The sequence below is a fragment of the Pseudoalteromonas sp. SR41-8 genome, from assembly GCF_014163915.1.
GTDB classification, from domain to species: domain Bacteria; phylum Pseudomonadota; class Gammaproteobacteria; order Enterobacterales; family Alteromonadaceae; genus Pseudoalteromonas; species Pseudoalteromonas rhizosphaerae.
Genome location: NZ_JACJEE010000013.1, coordinates 86,279 through 108,467, shown reverse-complemented (window position 1 = coordinate 108,467; position 22,189 = coordinate 86,279). Strand labels below are relative to the sequence as shown.

Sequence of the window (22,189 nt, the reverse complement as noted above, 5' to 3'; positions counted from 1 at the left end):
CGTCCTTTTATAGGTAGAGGTTTACTGTAGAACATTTTTCACCCACTTGTTAATAAAGTGTATATTTACTTGCAATTTGTTCAACGATTGCAGCAACAAACTGATGCTGTAAGATTGACAGATGATTACCTGTGATCTCTATTGCCGAAAGTTCAGGGTTAACTACTCGCCAGCCCATATCATCAGCAAGCAATTGGCCTGCAAACTCTTTGGTATCGTGTGCTTTTATAACCATAAGCGGCACCTCAAGTAACTCTCTATTTATTTCTACCTTTGCTTGTAACTGCGCTTTATATACGCATTGCAGTGTTAGCAATTGACGAGCACTGAACTGGTAGCCCGCAGCAGCTAAATGCTTACTTAACCACTTTGTTTGTTGTTCATCAGCAAGCGTGCAATATAACTGCTGCTCATCGTCAGTTAAGTTCAATTGAAAAAATTCACTCAGGTTCGCTATTAGTAACGCTGCTATTTGCCTGTCTTGCAGTTCTAGCACAGCTGAATTAGGCATAGGCGTATCAATTACTAGCAGTGAGGCTGGAGCTTTATTGCGCAGTACTAATTGCTGCGCCATTTGATGAATAACAAAGCTTCCAAATGAATGACCAACCAAGTGAATATTAGCGTCTATCCCCTGCTCAATTAATGCGTTGCAGTAATGGTGTGCGGTCAGTGACAATGAATTAATAATATCTGGCTCTAAAGCGATCAGATCTGGCTGCAAACCATAAACAGGAATACGTTGATCTAGTTGATTAACCAATGCTTGATAGATCATCAGTAACCCTCCCGCACCGGCGACTAAAATCACCGGCTGAAACCCTTGTTCACCGGCCTGTAAACAGACTAAAGTTGTAGGCTGAAAATCAGCAGCGTGGCTTTTTTGTAATTGCTCAATTGCCTCAGCTAAAGCGTTTACAGTACGGTGGCGAAATAACATATCAATAGATACCGTTAACTGCATCTGATAGCTCAATTGTGATACCAAGCGCATTGCCAGTAATGAATGACCACCCAGCATAAAGAAATCATCGTTGATCCCCACTTGCTCTATGTTTAACAACTGACTAAATTGTTCAACCAATAATTTATGCAATGGCGTGATCGGCGCACTATATGAAAAGTCATTATGACTACTCAATTGTTGCGCTGTTTTACTAAGCTGTTTTCGATCAATTTTGCCATTATTTGTACAGGGTAAGCTGTCAACAAATTGAACATTTTGTGGCACCATATACTCGGGCAACACACCAACTAAAGCACGAATTAGTTGCTCACTGGCTCGCTCTAGCTCACCCACATCAACAAATGCAACTAGCTGCTCATTGCCACTTTTATCTTTACGAACCACTACAGCACAGGCGTTTATTTGTGGCAACGCAAGTAAATGACGTTCTATTTCGGGTAACTCAACACGATAGCCGCGAATTTTAACTTGTTCATCTAAACGCCCTAAGAACATTACTTCTTGGGTATTTGTACAACGCACTTTATCACCCGTTTTATATAACCTAACGCCGCTTTTTGGTTCAATAATAAATGCAGCAGCCGTTTTCTCTACATCGTTAAGGTAACCCCTTGCTAACCCTTTTCCACTGAGGTACAGCTGCCCACTAACATAATATGGAACCGCTCTTAAATATTTATCTAGAATGTGTAATTGTAGCCCTGCCACTGGTTGGCCAATCGGTACTTCAGAACCTGTATAATCAGTTACCTCAATTAATGTTGCAGAAATAGTTGCTTCTGTTGGTCCATAAGCATTGATCAAAATAATATTATCACTGTAATAAGCTTGCCATTGCTGCAACATTGCGGCTTGCATTTGCTCTCCACCAATTGTGATAACGCGTAACTGATCGGCAAGTGTTACTGGTGCTGCAGCTAATTGATGCCAATAGGCTGTAGGTAAACTCATTAAGGTCAATTGACTATATTGCGATAGTTTAGCTAAATACTGGGTATCGAGTAATTTTTGTTGATCGGCCATCACTAAAGTTGCACCGCTTAGCAAAGTACAAAAAACCTCCTCTGCAAATACATCAAAGCTGCAACTTGCAAACTGTAAGTAATTATCTTGCGAAGTGATCGCATAATTTTTTTGTAAGCACTGCACATAGTTAATAACACTGTGTTGCTCAACCATAACTCCTTTTGGCACCCCTGTTGTACCTGAGGTATAGATCACATAGCATAAATCATGCGGTGTGTAAGTTACTGTTGGGCTGTAATTAGGTTGTAAAGCAAGTGCCGCAGCACAAGTATGAAGATCGATGTTAAGTGTTGGCGGTAATGCGCCCTGCCAGCCTTGTTCGCACGTTAGCAATACTGCAAGCTCTGCATCAGCGGCCATAAACTGCCGCCTTTTTAATGGTAAACTAGGTGCAATCGGTACATAAGCCGCACCGATCTTTAAACTCGCTAAAATAGCGACAATCAAATCACAACCTGGGCTCAAACAGATCCCTATGGTCAAAGCTCTGTCAGAGCCTAGCGTATGTGTGAGTAAGTAATTAGCCAGTCTGTTAGCGGCTGCATCCAACTCATTATAACTCATTGTTTTAACTGGTAGGTTATTGTCATCATTATAATATTTCAACGCTGTTGACTCACCATAACTTGCTACAATTTGTGTAAATCGTTGTTGTAATGTTGTTGCTATATCCCAGCTTACATCTGCCACTTGATTAGCTGATAAACTAAACTCAGCTACCTTATCTATACCTGTTGTAAATCGATGATCTACTAAATCAATTGCTAAGCTAGACAATGGTTGCTCAGGTGCCATTACAAACGCTTGTAATAACTGCTGCAACATAGCCAAACAATGACTGGCAAGCGGATCATTAAATAGTGCGCTTTGATAACTCAAGGTCAATGAGAGTTGCTCAGCTTGGCCAACAACTAAAGTCATTGGATAATGAGTGAGATCTTTACTGTCATTCGCTAACACCTTAAATGGCATATTTGCAATTTCAGCCAATGGATCTGTCGGGAAATTTTCAAATACATACAAAGCATCAAACAATGGACTGCCATTAGCAATATTACTGTAGTTATGTACTTGGGTTAATGGAGTATGTGCATAATCAGATACAGCTAATAAGCTTTGCTTAACTGACTTTAAATACGCTAACACCGACTGCTCACCCGATGTGGTTAACAACACAGCTTGGGTATTAATGTATAAACCAACCCGTTGCTCAACGTTAGTAAGTTGGCTAGGTCGCCCAGATACTGTTTGCCCAAATAAGGCGTAATCTGAATTGCAACAAACACTCAGCCAGTAACCCCAGGCACCTTGCAGTAAATGATTAACTGTTAAACCCTGTTGACGAGCAAACTCAACCAATTGTGAACCCAATTCAGGCTCAAGCACTAAGGTTTGCTCAGACACCGTGTTGATATCATCGCCTTGCTTGCGCTGCGCAATATGCTCAACCAATAATGTTGCCTGATCTATATTGGCTAGATAACCTTGCCAAAATTGTTGCTCGGTTGTTTTATCTTGTTGCTGTAGATACTTAATATAGTCGCTATAGTTATCTTTTTTTAGAGATAAACCATGCCCTGCAAGGCGAGCCTGATAATGCTGTAATAACTCTGAAAACAAAACAGGTAATGACCAGCCATCCATGATCAAATGATGGTATGTCCAAATAAATGCCATTTTTGTATCACTCAGAGCAAGCAAACGTAATCGCATACAAGGCGCCGCAGCTAGATCAATACCTTGTTGATATTCCTGATCTGCAATAGCAGTAATATAGGCTTGCTCATCAAGTATTGATTGTTGTTGCTGCTGCATAATTGCTTCAGTTACCAAGTCAACCTGCAATGGTACATGGTATTTATCAACCACGATTTGCACTGGTCCCACTGGGCTTGCTACGAACGCAGTACGTAATATGCTATGTGTATCAAGTAGCTGGTGCCATGCATACTCGAAAGCTTCGATGTCAAATGCCCCCTCAAGTAACAGTGTCGTTTGTTCATAATAAGCACTATGTTGTGATACTTCACCAGTTCGTTGACTGTGAAACCACATACCTTCTTGCAGTGCACTTAGCGGGTAAATATCAACAATGGCTGATTGCTTAAAAGGGGCTAATAAATGCTGTAACTGACGATTTGCCATCGTTGGCAAGAGTGGAAAATCACTTACCGTATGGCGCTTAATGTCGTCTTGTATGCAATGTTCAAGCACCGTCATAATACTTGCTTGATAATGCGTCATAAATGAAGCGACATCGGCTTCAGCTATACGGGCACCATCATACTCCACATGCATCGACAATTGCTCATTGACTATTGCTGCTGTTAATTGCAGACCATAGTAGGCGTGATTATGTTGGCTATGCAAACTGCCCGCGGATTCTGGCGCATCATCTAATAAACCATTATGTTGCAGCGCACTATCTAGCTGGCCTAAATAATTAAAAAATAGATGATTCTCCGTCGTAATAGTCAACGATTGGCGGGTCTCCTCATCAGGATGATAATAACGTAAGGCTCCATATCGACTAGCTTTAGTCGATAGACTGGCTAATTGCTCTTTCATATCACAGATCAAATCGGCAATATTTTGCGTATTGCTAAATAATCGAAATGGATACATAGCAGTAAGCCAGCCAAGCGTTCGAGTACTATCAAGTTGATTATTAAGTAACTCTCGGCCATGTCCTTCAAGGATAATAAGATGATCGTCCAAGTCATAATGCCTAACTGCAGACCATTGTAACGCGGCCAACAGTAGCGTTTGGATACTGGTATTATAAGGTCTATTTGCTGTCGTCAAGAGCTGCTGCGTAGCTGCACATGGGAGTGTTAATGTATGTTGTTGCAGTTGTTTTTTGATTGGCTCTTGCTGCCTTACAAAACGAAAAAAGCTGGGCTTAGTCGCCACAGCAACCAATGCTTGCCAGTGTTTTAAATCATATTCATCTTTACCTTGCGCAATTAAAAATTGACTAATGTCATATAAATTAGCAGTACGAGAAGCAAAACAAATATTCTGCTGTAATTTTGCAGCTGACAACGCTTGGTTAATATCTTCAAGCAAAATGCGCCAAGATACACCATCAATTAATAAGTGATGGGCGATGATCAGCAAGCGGTTATCACTTTGCTGAGCTGGGGTTTTTATATGGCAGATTTGCAACAATGCAGTGCCATCAAAGCGAAAAGCTCCTTGTTGCACTTCACACACTTTCTCTAATGCTTGAGACCAATCATCATTGTGCTCAGCTAGATCAATAAAATGGCAAACGTGATCTGCACTAAGATGCTGTTTTATAAAAAATTGCTTTTGCAGGCCTTTATCATCAACGACTAACCGCAAACTATCATGGTGCGCTAATAAAGCGCATGTTAACTCTTTAATATGTTGCACAGTCACTGTTTTATCAACACTGAGTAAGAGTGACTGGTTCCAATGATCAGCTGCTACAAATTGTTGTTCAAAAAACCAATGTTGAATGGGAAGTAATGGCAATGCGCCTGAAAAGCTTTGCTGTGGCTCAACCTGTTTCCGTTGTGGCTGTTTGTGTACCAATTGCTCAGCTAGCACTGCAACGGTACTAAAGTTAAAAATATCAGCTACTGACAAACTAATATTTTGCGCTCTTGCCCGACTGGCAATTTGAATACTGAGAATTGAGTCCCCTCCCGCCGCAAAAAAATCATCATCAACTTGCAGCATCGGCTGATTTAATACTTGTCGATACAAAGTGAGTAGTAAGCTACTTAATCCGCTTGCTTGTTGTGCTGCAGGTCCTTGATTTAATTGCTGTGTAACAATTTTTTCGCTTGGTGTGCGTAGGTGTTTATGTAATTGCAGATGATCTATTTTGCCATGTGCCGTCAGGGGAATTTCATCTACGTGAATAAGCTCACTCGGTATCATGTGATCCGGTAACTTAACTTTAAGACTTGCTATACTTTGGCGCTTAAATTGCGCTTGGAGCGAATCACTTATCTGTGGCGTGACAATAAAAGCCAACAGCTGCTTATGGCCTTCAGCCAATTCACTCACGCTAACAACACAATCCGTTACGCCAACAATAGCACGTAAGTGATACTCAATTTCAGACAGTTCAATACGGTAACCGCGTAATTTAACTTGTGCATCATTGCGGCCAATGTAGGCAATACGACCGTTATTTAATTGCCTAACTAAATCACCAGTTTTATAGGCTCGCAGTTGTTGCTCTGCAACTGTCGTTAAGTAAATAAAACGCTGTGCTGTAAGCTCTGGACGGTTCAAATAGCCTCGCGCTAATCCTGCACCAGCTATATATAATTCACCAATCATGCCAGGCACAACCGGCTGCCCCTGCTGATCAACAATTAATAACTCTACATTATCAATAGCATAGCCTATATCTGGAGCCATACCCAGCTCTTCCGTTGTTTTACCAACCTCAGCCGAGGTGGCAACAACTGAGGTCTCTGTAGGGCCATAATTATTAATAATACAATACGGTTTTGCAGCTGAGGGGCATGTTTTTAACTTGTCGCCGCCAACCAGTAAATAACGCAAAGTAACAGGCGTAAAAGCGTGATCTGCCAACATTATTTCAGCGATTGGAGTGGCTAAAAAGCAATGACTCACATGATGTTCATCAAGTAGTTGCGCTAATTTTTGCGGGTTATCTAAACTTTCTCGCGGCACAATTACCAGCTTTGCTCCGGCGCTTAAATAAGGCCAGATCTCCCAGCTTGCAGCGTCAAACGCGATATTTGCTGTTTGACTGGCAATACTTGATTTATCAACAGCAAATGCGCGTTGATGCCAACGGCATAAATTGCTCAGCCCTTGGTGGGGGATCATTACCCCTTTAGGGTTACCCGTTGTGCCTGAGGTATAAATGACATACGCTAATTGCGCCGCCTCTATTTTGGGTAATTGCACTTGACTTAGTGTATTACATGCAAGGTTTAAAGTGTGCTTAAATTGCTCATTATCAAGGTAAATAAGCTGGCTGTTCGCACCACAATTATCTTCTAACAGCGCTGCAAATGCAGTGTGAGTGATAAGCCACTGCGCACCACAATCATTAATAATATAAGCAATTCTAGATGCTGGATAATTCGGATCAACAGGAACATAACAGCCACCCGCTCTCATAATCGCTAGCAATGAAACTATTAAGTCAATGCCGCTTTGCATGCTTACAACAACAGGCTGTTCAGCTTGTAAGCCTTGCTGTATCAAGTATTTTGCCAATAATTCACTACGCTGATGAATTTGCTGATAACTCGCAAATTGCCCTGAGGCTGCCTCAATAATGCCAGTGTCAGTTTTAGCATGCTGTTCGGCTACAGCAGTAAATGCATCTATGACGGTTGCAACTGGCTTATTTAGCCGTTGCTCACCTTTGAGCACGCAGTTATGCAGCTGTTTATCTGTCAACATTGTAGCTGACTGTATAGCAACCTGCGGATCGGCTGTGAATGACCTAATTAAAGTGCATAATGCCGTAGCCATGGTTTGAATTGTTTGTGGGGTAAATAACGCCGTGTTATAAGCCCAGCTAAAGCGTAACTCATCGTCATCTTCACTGCATGCCAGCTCAATATCAAATTTTACTTGCGGTGGCTGCTCATCAATCGCTGTAACCTGTATATTAGGTAATTTAAACTGTGTATTTAACCTTGGGTTTAACGAAAATGTAAGCTGAAAAACACTCTGTTGACTCATGCCACGCGGTAACTGCAAAGCATCAACAATTTTTTCAAATGGCATGGCTTGATGCTGACCAACGGCAACAATTAATTGTTTTTGCTGTGCGAGTAGCCCTTCAAAACACATATCTTCGCGCAATTGACAACGGATCGGCAGTGTATTAATAAAGAATCCAATTAAGGGAGTTAGTTGCGTTTGTGAACGCCCTGAAAATGGCGCACCAATCACAACATCATCACACTGACTATACCTAGCTACAAATGCGGCATAAGCACTATGCAGCCACATAAATAAGCTCACATCAAACTGCTGGCATTGCCTGTGGATCGCCGAAACCGTGGTTTTATCTAGCTGTATTTGATAGCTCGCACCAGCGGACGTAAGCTGTTTAGGACGTATTTTATCCAGCGGTATTTGATGTATCGGTGGGGCATCTTGTAACTGTTGTAACCAAAATGCTTGGTGTTTATCTAACTGCTGCTGGTGTAACTGACTACGCTGCCAATGAGCATAATCCCCGTATTGAATTGATAAAGGTTGCGCAAGCTGTTCAGGCAACCGAGTTTGACTCGTAAAGCTTTGATAAAACGCTTCAAATTCACTCGCTAATATTGCTAAAGAATGTGCATCAGAGGCAATATGATGCATATTTACCCGTAACTTCCAATGCTTTGCATGCAGCTTAACTAAAATAATACGCAGCGGTAACTGGCACCTTAAATCAAAGGCTGTTTGGCTGTCATCGCGCAGCGTTTTTAACCACAGTCGTTGCTGTTGCTCATCGTTAAGTTCACTGGCATCTATGATCTTTAACACCGATGGAAATGTGTCTTGGACCACTTGCTGAGGTAAGTTTGCTTTACCGACTGTGATAAACGTACGCAACACTTCATGACGCTGCACGATAGCGTCACACACGCGTTGAAATGTATCAACATCAAGCAAACCATGCAGTTCAAAATTAGCTGGCATATGATATTGCACGTTTCCCGGCTGCAATTGATCTATGGTCCATAATCGTTGTTGAGCAAAAGATACCGGTAATTGCGTTACTGATTGCACTTTCGGGATAACTGCTGATGCTACAGTGTAATTGGCAGCTTTATTGCGCGCAGCCGCTAACGCGAGTGTGTGGACCTGCGGCGCGTAAAACAGATCAGCTAAAGTAATCGACAACTGAGCGTGTTGCGCTAAGTGACTGACTAATTGGCTAGCTAATAATGAATGCCCACCCAATTCAAAAAAGTGCCCTTGCCTACCCACGTTTGAAACCTTTAATATCGCCTCAAATGCCGCAGCGATTGCTTGTTCGTCATCCGATCCTGGAGGCTCATCTGCAGTTGCTTTAAGCTGTAATCGATCCAGCGCTAAGAGTGCTTTTTTATCAATTTTACCGTTCACCGTTAATGGCATCTGCAGCACGGCAATAACATTCGTTGGCAGCATAAATTCGGGTAATGTGGTGCGTAAAAACTGTTGTACTTCGCTTGTGAGTGCAGCAAATACGGCATCACTTTTGACGATAACAAATGCTGTGATCCGTGGATTAGTCGACTGTTGAGTATTCAGTAACACTGTTGCGCTACTCAGCTTAGGGTGGCCACGTAACTGGTTTTCTATTTCACCCAGTTCAATACGGTAACCGCGTACTTTAACTTGGTCGTCAATACGGCCCATATAACTCAATTCGCCAGTTGCTAACTGACGTACTAAATCACCCGTTTTATATAGTTTTTTAGCTGCGTTAGCTGAAGAAAATGTATCTGCCACAAAGCGCTCAACGTTGAGCTCATCACGGCGCCAATACCCCCTGCAAACCCCATCCCCACCTACATATAACTCACCAACTGCGCCAACAGGTAGTAACTGACGAAACTTATCCAAAACGTAGCAACTGGTCGTTGGTATTGGCCGACCAATATTGTTTGCACCAGATACCAGATCTGCGTCATGTAAACGCTTGAAAGTCACATGAACCGTTGTTTCAGTAATGCCATACATATTGATCAGTTGGCAGTCGCTAAAGCGTTTTGCCCAAGGGGTCAACTTAACGGGCTGTAATGCTTCGCCACCAAAAATGACGTATCTAATTTTGCTCTGCTGTATACGCTGCGAAGGCTTGGTTAACATTGCTGTTTGTAGCGCATAAAAAGCACTGGGGGTTTGATTTAGCACGCTGACGTGTTGATCTAGTAATAAATTTGCAAATGCATCACTGTCTTTTGCGGTATCTGCATCCACAATAACTAAGCGTCCACCAAAAAGTAACGCGCCGTACATTTCCCACACCGAAAAATCAAAACAAAATGAATGAAACAGAGTCCATACATCATGCTCATTAAAATCAAATAAACTCGGCTGTACACACAATAATCGGATCACTTGGCGGTGTTCAATTTGCACGCCTTTAGGCCGTCCAGTAGTGCCAGAGGTGTAAATCATATACGCTAAGTGGGATGGACAAATAGCTAACTCGAGGTTTTGTGTATCACTAATCTGATTAATAGCTGTGTAGATCGCGCAATCATCAATATTTATGCACGTTAAGTTATGCTGCGAAAACAACCCGAGACTACTGTTATCACACAACACTAAGTTACTCTGGACATCGTCTACAATATAACTGATCCGATCGCGAGGATAATTGGGATCAATAGGCACATAAGCAGCGCCAGCTTTTAGCACCGCTAATAACGTCACCACTAAATTAACATTGCGGGTTACGCTCACTGGCAGCATATCTTGCGCTTCAACACCCTGACTTAATAATACTCTGGCGAGTAGATTTGCCCGTTCATTAAGCTGTTTATAAGTGAGTGCTTCGTGCTCATCGACTAGCGCCAACTGGTCAGCAAACCTGATTGCTTGTTGTTCAAATACACTCACTATACTGGCGCTTTGATCCCAACTTGTACTATCCGCTTGCTGCGATGTGGCAGCGTCAGTTAATGCCTGTAGCTGCTGTTCATCAAGCAATGGCAATTTTGATATTTGGGTATCCGGTGCAGCAACAATGTTTGCTAATAATACGGCAAAACTATCTGCCCAGTGAGTAATTGTCGCAAGCTCATAAAGTGCTTCATCAAACTTCCAAGTAACTGTTAAACCTTGGTTGTCGATAACTGCATTAAGCTCCAAATCACATTTTACTGCACTGTGGTTCTCTCGCGCTTCACTGCGAGCCTCAGCTATTTCAACACCCGGTAACTGAAAGGTTGGTTGCTCATCAACAGTTAAGGTGAAGAAAATTTGTACTAAAGGATGATGACTTAAATCGCGTTGACAATTGAGCCCTTCAACCAGTTTATCAAATGGCATATTGCGATATTCAAACGACTGTAAAATACGTTCTTTTTGTTGCTGCAACCATGCATTAAAAGTTAATTCATCCGGCAATACGGCATGCATAACTAAGGTATTAACAAACAAACCGATTAAATCGTTTAGCTGTGGATGCTCACGGCCCTGAGTTGGCGTGCCGATCAGTACCTGTTCCGTTTGTTTAATACGGCCAATAAATAACATAAAACTACTTAACAACCACATAAATGGTGTGACTGATTGACTCGCCGCATGTTGTTGTATTTTTTCAACAAACGAGCGACTTAACCGTTGCCGATAAACTAAACCAGACTGCTTTTGAACGCTCGATCTAACTTTATCCGTTGGTAGTGATTGCAACGGTTCAAGATCGCCAAGTGTTGTACGCCAATAATTAATTGCTGCTGTAAAGTACTCTGCTGTTAAGGTATTTCGTTGCCACGCAGCGTAATCAGCATATTGAATTGGTAACGAGTCTAATTCGACATTACCTTGCAGTAGTTGCGTATAAATGGTTTGTAATTCTTGAGCAAATATTTGCATTGACGCGCCATCACTAACAATATGATGCATATTAAATGCTAAATAATGTTGCTCATTATCGGATACCAATAGCACTCGTATTAATACATCTCGACTCAAATCAAATGGCTGAGCTTGATGTTGTATCAGCGCCGCTTTTATTTGGCTTTGTCGCTGTGTAACTGGGAATGTTGACGCATCCAGCCACTGAAAAGGCGTCACAAAGGTGTCTGTTACTTGCACATACGGTATACCTTGCGGATCAGTTATAAACTGACTGCGTAATATTTCATGGCGACCAACAATGTGTTTGATTGCCGCGCGTAACAACGGCACATCTATATGGCCTTTTAGAGTAAACTCAGCAGGCATATAATATTGTTGGCTGCCTTGTAACTGCTCAATAAACCATAAGCCTTGTTGAGCAAAGCTCAAAGGCAAACATCTATCTCGCTCAGCGATGGCAATTGCGTCCATATTACTTTGCAACGTAACCACTGACTGTTGTTGCTGAAAATAGCGGATAATCGCCGCTTTATGCTCAATGATCCGAGCTTTAAGTTCACTTGGAAAACCGTTACTTTGTTTAAATGCTAAAGCACCTTGTTTTTCATACAAAGTAACACCTGCTCGTAAAGCATCTGCGATTAACTCTTCAATTTCTAGCAGTTGATTTTCCATCACAAAAACATCTCTTCTGAGTTATCATTTTCACTCATGGCGTTATTAGCGGCTTGATGAATGGCGTACCAGCTAGCAATAGCCGCAATTGTCGGCCTTTCAAACAGAACTCTCACTGGAATATCAGCCTGTAACCGCGCCTTGAGCAACGCCATACATTGTGTTGCCAATAATGAATGCCCCCCGAGCGCAAAAAAGTTATCGGTGATGCCAACAGAGTCAACTTGTAACTGCTCTGCAAAGATATCGACCAAGGCTGCCTCAAAGTCATTACGCGGCGGCACATTTTCAGTTGCTACTGCGACTGATTGTCCCCATTGAAGCAGTTGTTTACTGTCAACTTTTGCGTTAGATGTCAGGGGAATAGCACTTATCGCATGCCATTTTGTTGGCATCATATAAGCAGGTAAATAGTTCGTAAGGTAGTTGCTAAGCATAGCCTGTTGCTGTGCGCCTAAGAGTGTTATTTGCTGCTCTTTCCCAAACGCTTTAATCAATGAGTTATTTGGCGTAAGCACTAAGTAAGCCTCAAGGTTTTCAGTGTCTTTATTTAATATTACACATGCCTCACTAATCTCTTTATGCTGGACTAACTGTGCTGTAATTTCGCCCGGCTCAATGCGATAACCGCGCAACTTAATTTGTTCATCGACTCGTGCACAAAATAGCAGATGTTCTGGTTGGCCATGTTTATCAAGCAACCAACGCACTTTATCCCCAGTACGATAAAATCGCTGCACAGTTTGCTGATGCCCAAAAGGTAACCACACAAAACTTTGCGCCGTTAAACTCGCTTGATTTAAATACCCTTGAGCAACATTGTCACCGGCAATATAAAGCTCGCCAATGGCACCCATTGCGGTTAATTGCTGATGTTCATCTAATATCACCAACTGACTATCTGCAATCGCCCGACCAATTGGCACCTGGGCCATTTTACGCCGTTCAAGCTCGCTAATTTGCTTAAGCTCGCAATGATAAACACTGCAACCTACCGTCGCTTCAGTTGGGCCGTACTCATTCACCCACTGGCAATTAGGCAAATACTGAGTTAACGATTTGAGCAACTGAGTGGGTAATGCTTCACCACCAATGACAACCACATGTGCAGTTGCTACTGCAGCAGCTGGAGCAAACGCAAGTAAGCCTTGTAAATGTGCAGGAGTAACTTTAAATAAGCAGGCTTGAGAGCTGAATATCTGCTTTGCAAGCTGCTCAAGCATCTGCTCATCATCAGCAAGTAGTGTAATATTGATACCCATTAGTAATGGTGCCCACAACGAAGTGACCGTAGCATCAAATGCCAATGGCGTACTCACCACACTGGTTGTTAACGCAGCTGATAGATACTCACACTGCGCATGTGCTAAGTAACAAGCTAAATTACCATGGCTGATCATCACCCCTTTTGGGGTGCCTGTGGTTCCTGATGTATAAATAATATATGCAAGATCATCCGCCGAATATGACGCAGGCAGTGCACTTTGCGAACCATTGAGTGAGCCATACTGCCAACTGTTTGGCTCATCAAGCAATACACATAATGGCGCAATAAGACTCCCGAGCTCATCCGTTAGATGCTGTTTAGCAAACGCTGACTGTGTGATCAAACACTGTGCTTTACTGTCATCGATAATAAATTGCACTCTGGATACTGGTAATTTTGGATCAATCGGCACATAGGCACTGCCGGTTTTTAAAATCGCTAACATGGCGACCAGCATTTGTGCCGTTGCGCTAACACATAAAGCAACTTTACTTCCGGCGGTTATCCCTTGTTCTTGTAAATAATTGGCTAACAGCTGTGACTGAGTCTGTAATTCAACATAACTCAACACTTCACCATCAGGGCCAACGACCGCATTACGTGTTGGATATTGTTCAGCTTGACGTGCGATTTGCGTGACAAGGTTAAGTGGCTGAGTGTGCCTTGCATAGGGTGGCGAAGATAAGTTAAGCAGCACATTTTCTTTGGTTGCTGACACTACAGGTAATAGCTGCAACTTCATAAGAGGGTCACTTAGTATCGCATCAATCAATACCTCGAATGCTGCTGCATATTCAGTAATACTACTGGCATTAAATAATGTCTCACTAAAATTCCACTGCAGCTCAATGCCATCGCCTTGCTCAATTGCATTGACCTCTAAATCAAATTTCATTTTTGGTGCTGCGTGTGGCTGCATTTCAATATGTAAACCTGGCAGTGAAAAATCACTCGTTTCATTGTTTTGCAGTGCAAATAAAATTTGAAATAAAGGATGATGTGCTAAGTTTCGCTCAGGCTGCAGTACTTCAACTAATTGTTCAAATGGCACTTGTTGATGTTTAAAAGCATCTAAAATCACCTGTTTTTGCTGCATTAATAACTGCGTGAAGTTTTGCTGTCCTTCACTGCGGGTGCGGATCACTAAGGTATTAACAAAAAAACCAATTAGATTAGCTATTTGTGGCTGTTCACGACCAGCAACTGGAGAGCCAACTAAAATATCCGTCGCTTCACTCAATCGCATCATTAACAAGGAAAAGGTTGTGTGTAACCACATATATAAAGTAACACCGTGTCTGGCACATTGTTGGTGGATAGCTTTAGTCGTTGCAGCGGACAAATGCTGGTTAAAACATTGCCCTTGCAACTGCTGTTGGATTGCTCGAGGCTGCTCTATTGGTAATTGATGAACAAAAGGGGCACCTGTTAACTGAGTACGCCAATAAGAAAGTGATTCATGCAAGGCACTTTCACTGCATACTAAACGCTGCCAATAAGCGAAATCGGCATATTGGATAGCTAATGGTTGCTGTAATAATGCAGGTAAAACAAATCGCGGTTCAGCACTTGCAGCTCGGTAAAAAGCAATAAACTCGCGAACTAAAATTGCCATTGACCAGCCATCGCTTGCAATATGATGCATATTAAAATGTACAAAACTTTGCTCATTGCTAATTTTAGCAACCACCACACGCAGTAAAACGTCGCTTGCCAAATCAAACGCTTTACTACTTGCATGTGACGACAGTGATTGCCATTGGTGATCTTGCTGTTCACGATTAAGCATACTTAAATCGTGCAGCTCAAGTGGGATCTCAAAGTGTTCATTAATACATTGCTCAGGCGCTGAGCCTTGGTCGCGTGTAATAATAACGGTACGCAGCACTTCATGGCGTTCAATAAGTGCATATAACGCGCCCGACAATGCAGTCAGCTCCAACTTCCCCGTAAACACAAAGCTAGCTGGCATATGATATTGCACACTTTCATTATGTACTTGATCAATAAGCCATAATCGTTGCTGTGCATAGGAAAGAGGTAGCGCTTGCTGGCGAGATATTTTCACAATCTCTTGGTGTGGCTGAATTTTTTCACAGTTTTGTAATGCTTGCGCTAACGTTGCAATCGTTGGGGTTTTAAATAATTGCGGTAATGTTATGTCGAGCTGCTTACCTTCACGAATCTTACCAATCAAGCGGATTGCTAATAACGAGTGCCCCCCTAAATCAAAAAAGTTATCGTCTAAACCAATATGTGTAGTGAGTAAAATCTCACTAAACAGCTGTAACAAATATTGCTGTAATGGTGTTTGCGCGTGCTTGCTGTGTGTTGTGCTAGTTGGCTGTAAACAACTAAGTGCGTCAGCTATCAATGTGGCTTTATCAATCTTGCCGTTTTTCGTCAGTGGCATCACAGTAATAGCATAACAGTGTGCGGGGATCATATACGGCGCTAAGTAATGCGATAAATGCGATTTAATGGTGTTAACGGCTAATGGCTTTTCATGTTGATGGAAAACAATATGTGCCGCTAACGTTTGCTGCTTGCTATCAACCGTCACCGCACAATCAGCCACTTCAGGGAGTTCTAGGATCAGCTGCTCAATCGCGGCTAAATCAACTCGAAAACCGCGCAGCTTGATCTGTTGATCCTTACGTCCACAGTATCTTAAATAACAAGCAGCACCTGTTTCATCAGCTTGCCATAACGCTATGTCGCCTGTTCTATAAAAACGCTTGGTCACTTTTCCACCCTGTTGGCTAGGCAGCTGCAAAGTAATAAAGCTGGTATTATTAAGCTCAGTCTGATTAATGTAACCTGGGCTGACAACAGGTCCTGCAATAAGTAATTCACCACGCATATTCACTGCTGCTGGCTGATCAAATTGGTCAACCACTAACAGCGTTACATTATCGTTAGCTAAACCAATTGGGACATCATTATGACGCAGTAAAACCTCATCACTGGTACTGTGATCAATTACAAAAGTGCTTGAACCGACTGTAGTTTCTGTTGGTCCATATTCGTTAATCCAACGACACAGTGGTAACTTTGCACGGATCGCCAACAACAATTCAGTTGTGAGTGCTTCACCACCGATCACCAATGTATGGGTAACATTGCTTACACAATAGTGCTGCGATAATGCCAAAATGGCACGTAAATGAGCTGGCGTGAGCTTAAACAGTTTAGCGTCTGTTGCTGTAAAGAGTAGTTCCGTCAGCTGGGTTAACTGTTCACCCCCTTGCGCAATAATTTCCACCACGCCACCTTGCATCAAGGCTGGATATAACGCCGTGACCGTTGCATCAAACGCCAAAGGCGTACTCAATACGCTGCTACAAAGGGCTGAATTATCGGGCATATAATGCGCAACCGCATGCTGTAAATAAGCCGCTAAATTAGCATGATTTATCATCACCCCTTTCGGCCGTCCGGTCGAACCAGAAGTATAAATAATGTAACTCAAATCATCATCTTTGACATTGAGGCTGAGTTGTTCATCTGGCTGCTCCACCGGGTAGCCGTCGAAGTTAGAATCGTCATCAAGAAGATCATCAACGAGCAAAAAATCTGCGCCACTGTTGATCAGCGTGTCGGCATTCTCACTCAATGCTAAAATCATCATCAACTCAGCATCTTCAACAATATAACTTAACGTTTTTATTGGTGTATCTTGGTGTATCGGCACGTATACATGACGTGCCTTTAAAATAGCGAGTATCGCCACCACCATAGCGGCACCTGATGGCAGCAAAATGGCAATTCGACTTTGCGCAGCAAAATCCATTTCGAGTAAACAATGTGCAAGCTGATTAGCACGTTGTTCAAGCGCGAGGTAACTATAGGTTTGGCCATTACATCTTACTGCGGGGTGTTGCGGGTGCTGCTTTGCAAAATGCGAAAAACACACATGTAAAGGCGATGGTTGGGTATTTTTTATATCAATTGAGTCACTATGAGATAATGCCGCTGCGTGCTGGCTCGGGCTCCACAGTATTAACTCTGCGAGCTTGACGCTTTGATCAGCCAAGCATTGCTGCAACACATAACTAAATTGAGCAAAGAATGTCTCTATATTCGCTTGATGCCATAGTGCGGTATCGTATAACCACTCAATTTCTAGCACGTCACCGGTATCTATAACTGAGACTTCTAAGTCAAGTTTAGCGCTACGCACCTTGCTCTGTGAGGCTTTAATTGATAGCCCTGCTAGCTGTAAATTTTCATTTATCGTATTGTTTACTCTAAAGATGACTTGTACTAACGGCGGAATTGCTAAACTGCGTTCGGTGGCTAATTCATCCACTAAGAGATCAAATGGGATCTGTTGATGAAGCAGTGCTTCACTCAACGTTGCTTTTACATCAGCTAATGCTTGGTTAAAGCATGTATCCCCTGACACCTTATTACGTAACACCAGCGTGTTAACAAAGTTGCCAATAATAGGTTCAAGCTCTGCGGCAACTCGCCCTGCAACTGGCGTACCTAGCACACAATCTGATTGCCCAGAAACTCGACTAAACCACAAAGTAAATACAGTTTGTAAGGTTACAAACAAAGTGTCACCTTGGTTTGCAATAAACAATCTTAATTGTTCAGTTAATGCAGGCGACAACACGGTTTTATATAAACCGCCGCCGCTGAGCACATCGTTACCTCGCTCGTACTGTGTAGGTAACTCATGCACTGTAGGTAATTGCGCTAACTGTTGACGCCAGTAGTCAATACTTATTTGCCACTGAGGATCAGCTTGCATACGATGCTGCCAATGTACAAAATCAATATAATTATGCTCTAGAGTTTGCAAATCAGTGGCGTTTGTCATACCAATATGCTGATTATAATTGCTAGCGAGTTCACGGCATATCAAGCCAATAGACCAGCCATCGGCAACAATATGATGAACAGTAACAAGTAACTGATAATGGTGATCGGCTATTTTAATCAAGCTTGCCCGTAACATCAGCTGTGAGGTTAAATCAAATGACTGATTATAATCTTCCACTATCATCTTCTGTAACAGCTGCTGTTGATCTGCTTGTGTGCAAAGGTCTATCTGTTGCAATGAAAAAGCTAAATGGCCGTTAAAATATTGGCATGGCTGCGCATCAGCTGTACTTTTATAGTTATAACTTAGGATCGTATGGCGCTTAATGATATCTTTAAATGCCTGCTGCAATGCCGCCACATCAACATCACCGCGCAGCGTAAACACGCCCTGTAAATTATATTGACGGCTGTGTCCCTGCAGCTGATCAACAAACCAAATACGCCGCTGAGAAAATGACAACGGGTGTTCCCCAGCTAAATCAATATGTGTTAATTGCACCTTTGAGCTAGCTTGTTCACTACAGGTTAAATACTGGGCTAACTCCTCAACGGTTGCATGATTGAAGATGTCTTTAAGTGACAATGAAACGCCAAACTGCTGACGAATTTGGTTAAGTAATCTAATTGCTAGTAAGGAATGCCCACCGATTGCAAAAAAATCATCTTCTAGACCAACCCTAGCAAAGCCTGTTAACTGTGCAAATAACGCCGCTACTTGCTGCTGCATTAGCGTTTTTGGCGCTACAAAAGTATCGCTGCTGCGTACCATTTGTTGTTGTAAGAATTTACGATCAACTTTGCCATTTTCAAGATAAGGTAATTGCTCTTTCAGTACAAAGAAACTGGGGATCATAGGCTCTGGTAATACACACTTTAAGTCCGTTTTGATCCGTTGTTGTAAGGCCTCAGCAGTTAATTGCTGGCCTTCATTAGATGCCACATAGTACGCAACTAAAGTATCTGCAGAGGCAATTTCGCGACAAATCACAGCACTATTTTTAACCACTGATAAAGCCGTTAACTTTGCCTCGATATCAAGTAAGTCAACTCTAAAGCCTCTGATCTTAGGTTGCTTATCTAAACGCCCTAAATATTCCAGCGCACCGTCTTTGCGCAAACGAACATTATCACCAGAGCAATAATAGCGTTGTTGTCCCTTGGTCGTGTTAATCACAACAAAACTTTTCGCAGTCTGATCCGTTGCACGAATATAGCCTGTTGCTAAACTCTCACCACCAATATAAAGCTGTCCAGGCATGCCCATGGCAACGGGTTCGTGGTGTGCATCTAGTATGGCAAGTTCAACATGAGCAAGCGCGCTACCAATAGGATAACTCATCTGCTCAGCAGTTTGATGATCCTCAATTTCATAGGTAGCCACCCCAATGCAGGTTTCTGTCGGCCCATAATGATTGATTAATTTAGCGCTTGGATAGAGCGCCCGAATTTGCGCTACTAATTGCGCTGTTAATGATTCCCCCCCTAACACCCACTGTTGAAGAGGTGCGCGAGGTACTTGACTCGCAGCAATAGTGGCTAATAGTTCAGCAGCAAAGCTGGGAGTGATCTTTAAAAAGTTAATTGCTTGCTCACTGAACGTATCGACAATCGCAACAGGATCACTTTTTACATGTGGTGAAATTAATACCACAGTGCCGCCACTCGCCCATACCGGATATATCCCAGTTAAACAAAGATCGGTCGCAAGCCCTGTAACCACAGCTGACTTGGTATCATTATTCAATTCAAGTCGCTTAGTAATACTTTGAACATAGTGCGCTAATGCAGCATGATTAATTTCAACCCCTTTTGGCGCGCCTGTTGAACCGGAGGTAAATATCACGTACGCGCTGTCATTAAGGTTTAAATTGGGTAAGCCAGTTAAATTAACCGCCGCTTTTGACAGCTGCGCAAAAGGCCATAATGTAATGTGTTGCTCATTTAATACCGTAACTGCTTGCTTTTCGAGCGCTGTATCATCAAATGTTACTAAATATTCACAGCCTGCCTGCTGTAAAATTTCCGCAATACGCGCCACTGGAGTGCCTTGCTCAATCGGTAAGTAAGCACGGCCTGTTTGCAATAGTGCAAACATCGTTAATAAGGCATCGATTGAGCGAGATACCAATAATGCAATGGGTGCTGCAGTTGTTTGTTGATGATGAGTTTGCAAAGCTAAAATATGGCTGGCGAGTGCTGCGCTTTGTTGCACTAATTGTTGATAACTCAAACTTCGTGCGGTTTTTCCATGTTGGTCAGCTTCAATACAAGCTGTTTTTTCAGCACTAAGCTCAGCCTGCTTTATCACCTGTACAGGTAATGCAATCACATCACTGCTGACTTTTTCATGATCTTTTTTACGCCCTAACAACTGGCTGGCATAACACGCAGAGGGTAACTCAACGGTTGCAATAGTTTGTGCTGCGTTATTGCCAAGAGATATAACTAATTCATTAAAATCATTGCTCATTTGCTGAATAACATGGTCATCAAATAGCGCACTGCAATAATCAAAACTAATATCTAAGCCCTGCTCTGATTCACTTACATTCAAGGTTAAATCAAATTTTGCAGTACCGTTATCTAATGGCAATAATTTAGCCGACAATGTTGCGGTTTCCACAGTACCGGTATCTACACCATTATAATTAAACAGTATTTGAAACAATGCTGAATGTGCTGACGATTTAGCTAAGCCAAGTGTTTCGATAATATCTTCAACTGCCACACTTTGATTTGCTAGCCCTTGCGCCACTAACACTTTAGTTTGCGCTATTAATTGTGCAAAAGAGCTCTGCGGTGACACCATTTGTCGCATAGGTAAGGTATTGATAAAACACCCTATAACATTCTCAAATTCGGGCTGTTCACGATTCAATACAGGCACCGCCACCGTAATATCCTGTTTTTGGCTATAGCGCTGTAATAGTACATAAAACACACTTAACAACCCGACAAACCGAGTAGCACTTAATTGCTGACAGCAACTGTCAAATTCGGTAACCAGCCGTGTCTCGATAACACTGTGCTGGCTCTTGCCTTGATAGGTTTTTTGTTTATCACGAGGATAACTCGTTGGCAGCTCAAATAACTCCATCCCTGTTAGCGCTTGTTGCCAATAACTTAGCTGCTGTTGATATATAGGTGATTGTTTAAACTGACCTTGCCAATGTACATAATCTAAATACTGTAAAGGTTTACATGCAGCCGCATTATTAACGGTATTATTATTATTTGTCAGTATCGCCAATAATTCTTGCACCAAAAGCCGTACAGACCAACCATCGGCAATAATATGATGCATCGCAATGTATAACCATTTACCCTCACCTGAGTGGCCAATTAACGTTGCACGTATCAGTAAATCATTTTCCAGATCAAAGCGGTAACTTAATTCATCGTGTAATTTTTCAACTATTTGTGTGGGTGTTTCATGCCGTGCTATCTCAAGTGCATTCAATGCTAAGCGCAACTGGCTATTAACTCGCTGCACAACACCTTGATCAGTGTTAAAAAATTGCGTTGTTAATATTTGATGGCGAGCCAACAATGTGTCAAATGCCCGCTGTAGTTCATTTATTGTCAATGAATCTGACAGCTGCAACAGACCACACATATTGTATGCAGTTGACTGCTGTTCATATTGATCAATAAACCAAATACGTTGTTGCGCACTTGATAAATCCCCTTGTTGCAGATGATGACGTTGCATATAGGCAATCAGCTCATCCTTACATGCTTTGATCTTTGCCAGTTCTGGTGCTGGGACTGTCGTTAACTTACTTCGTAACTTTAACCGCCCATCTTGCAAATAAACGAAGATACCTTGTGCGTCCAATTCGGCCAGTAAAGTTTTAATTGCTACATTATCCATG

2 protein-coding genes are annotated in these 22,189 nt (G+C 42.3%); both read right to left on the bottom strand.

Going from position 1 to position 22,189, the window contains the following annotated elements; genetic code table 11:
• Positions 1-49: 49 nt before the first annotated feature.
• Complete coding sequence (locus H5162_RS10895; RefSeq protein ID WP_182778507.1) at positions 50-12,211, bottom strand: non-ribosomal peptide synthetase; 12,162 nt, start codon at positions 12,209-12,211, stop codon at positions 50-52.
• Complete coding sequence (locus tag H5162_RS10890; RefSeq protein WP_182778505.1) at positions 12,211-22,188, bottom strand: non-ribosomal peptide synthetase; 9,978 nt, start codon at positions 22,186-22,188, stop codon at positions 12,211-12,213. The genes H5162_RS10895 and H5162_RS10890 overlap by 1 nt, the downstream gene beginning before the upstream one ends.
• Position 22,189: the final 1 nt, after the last annotated feature.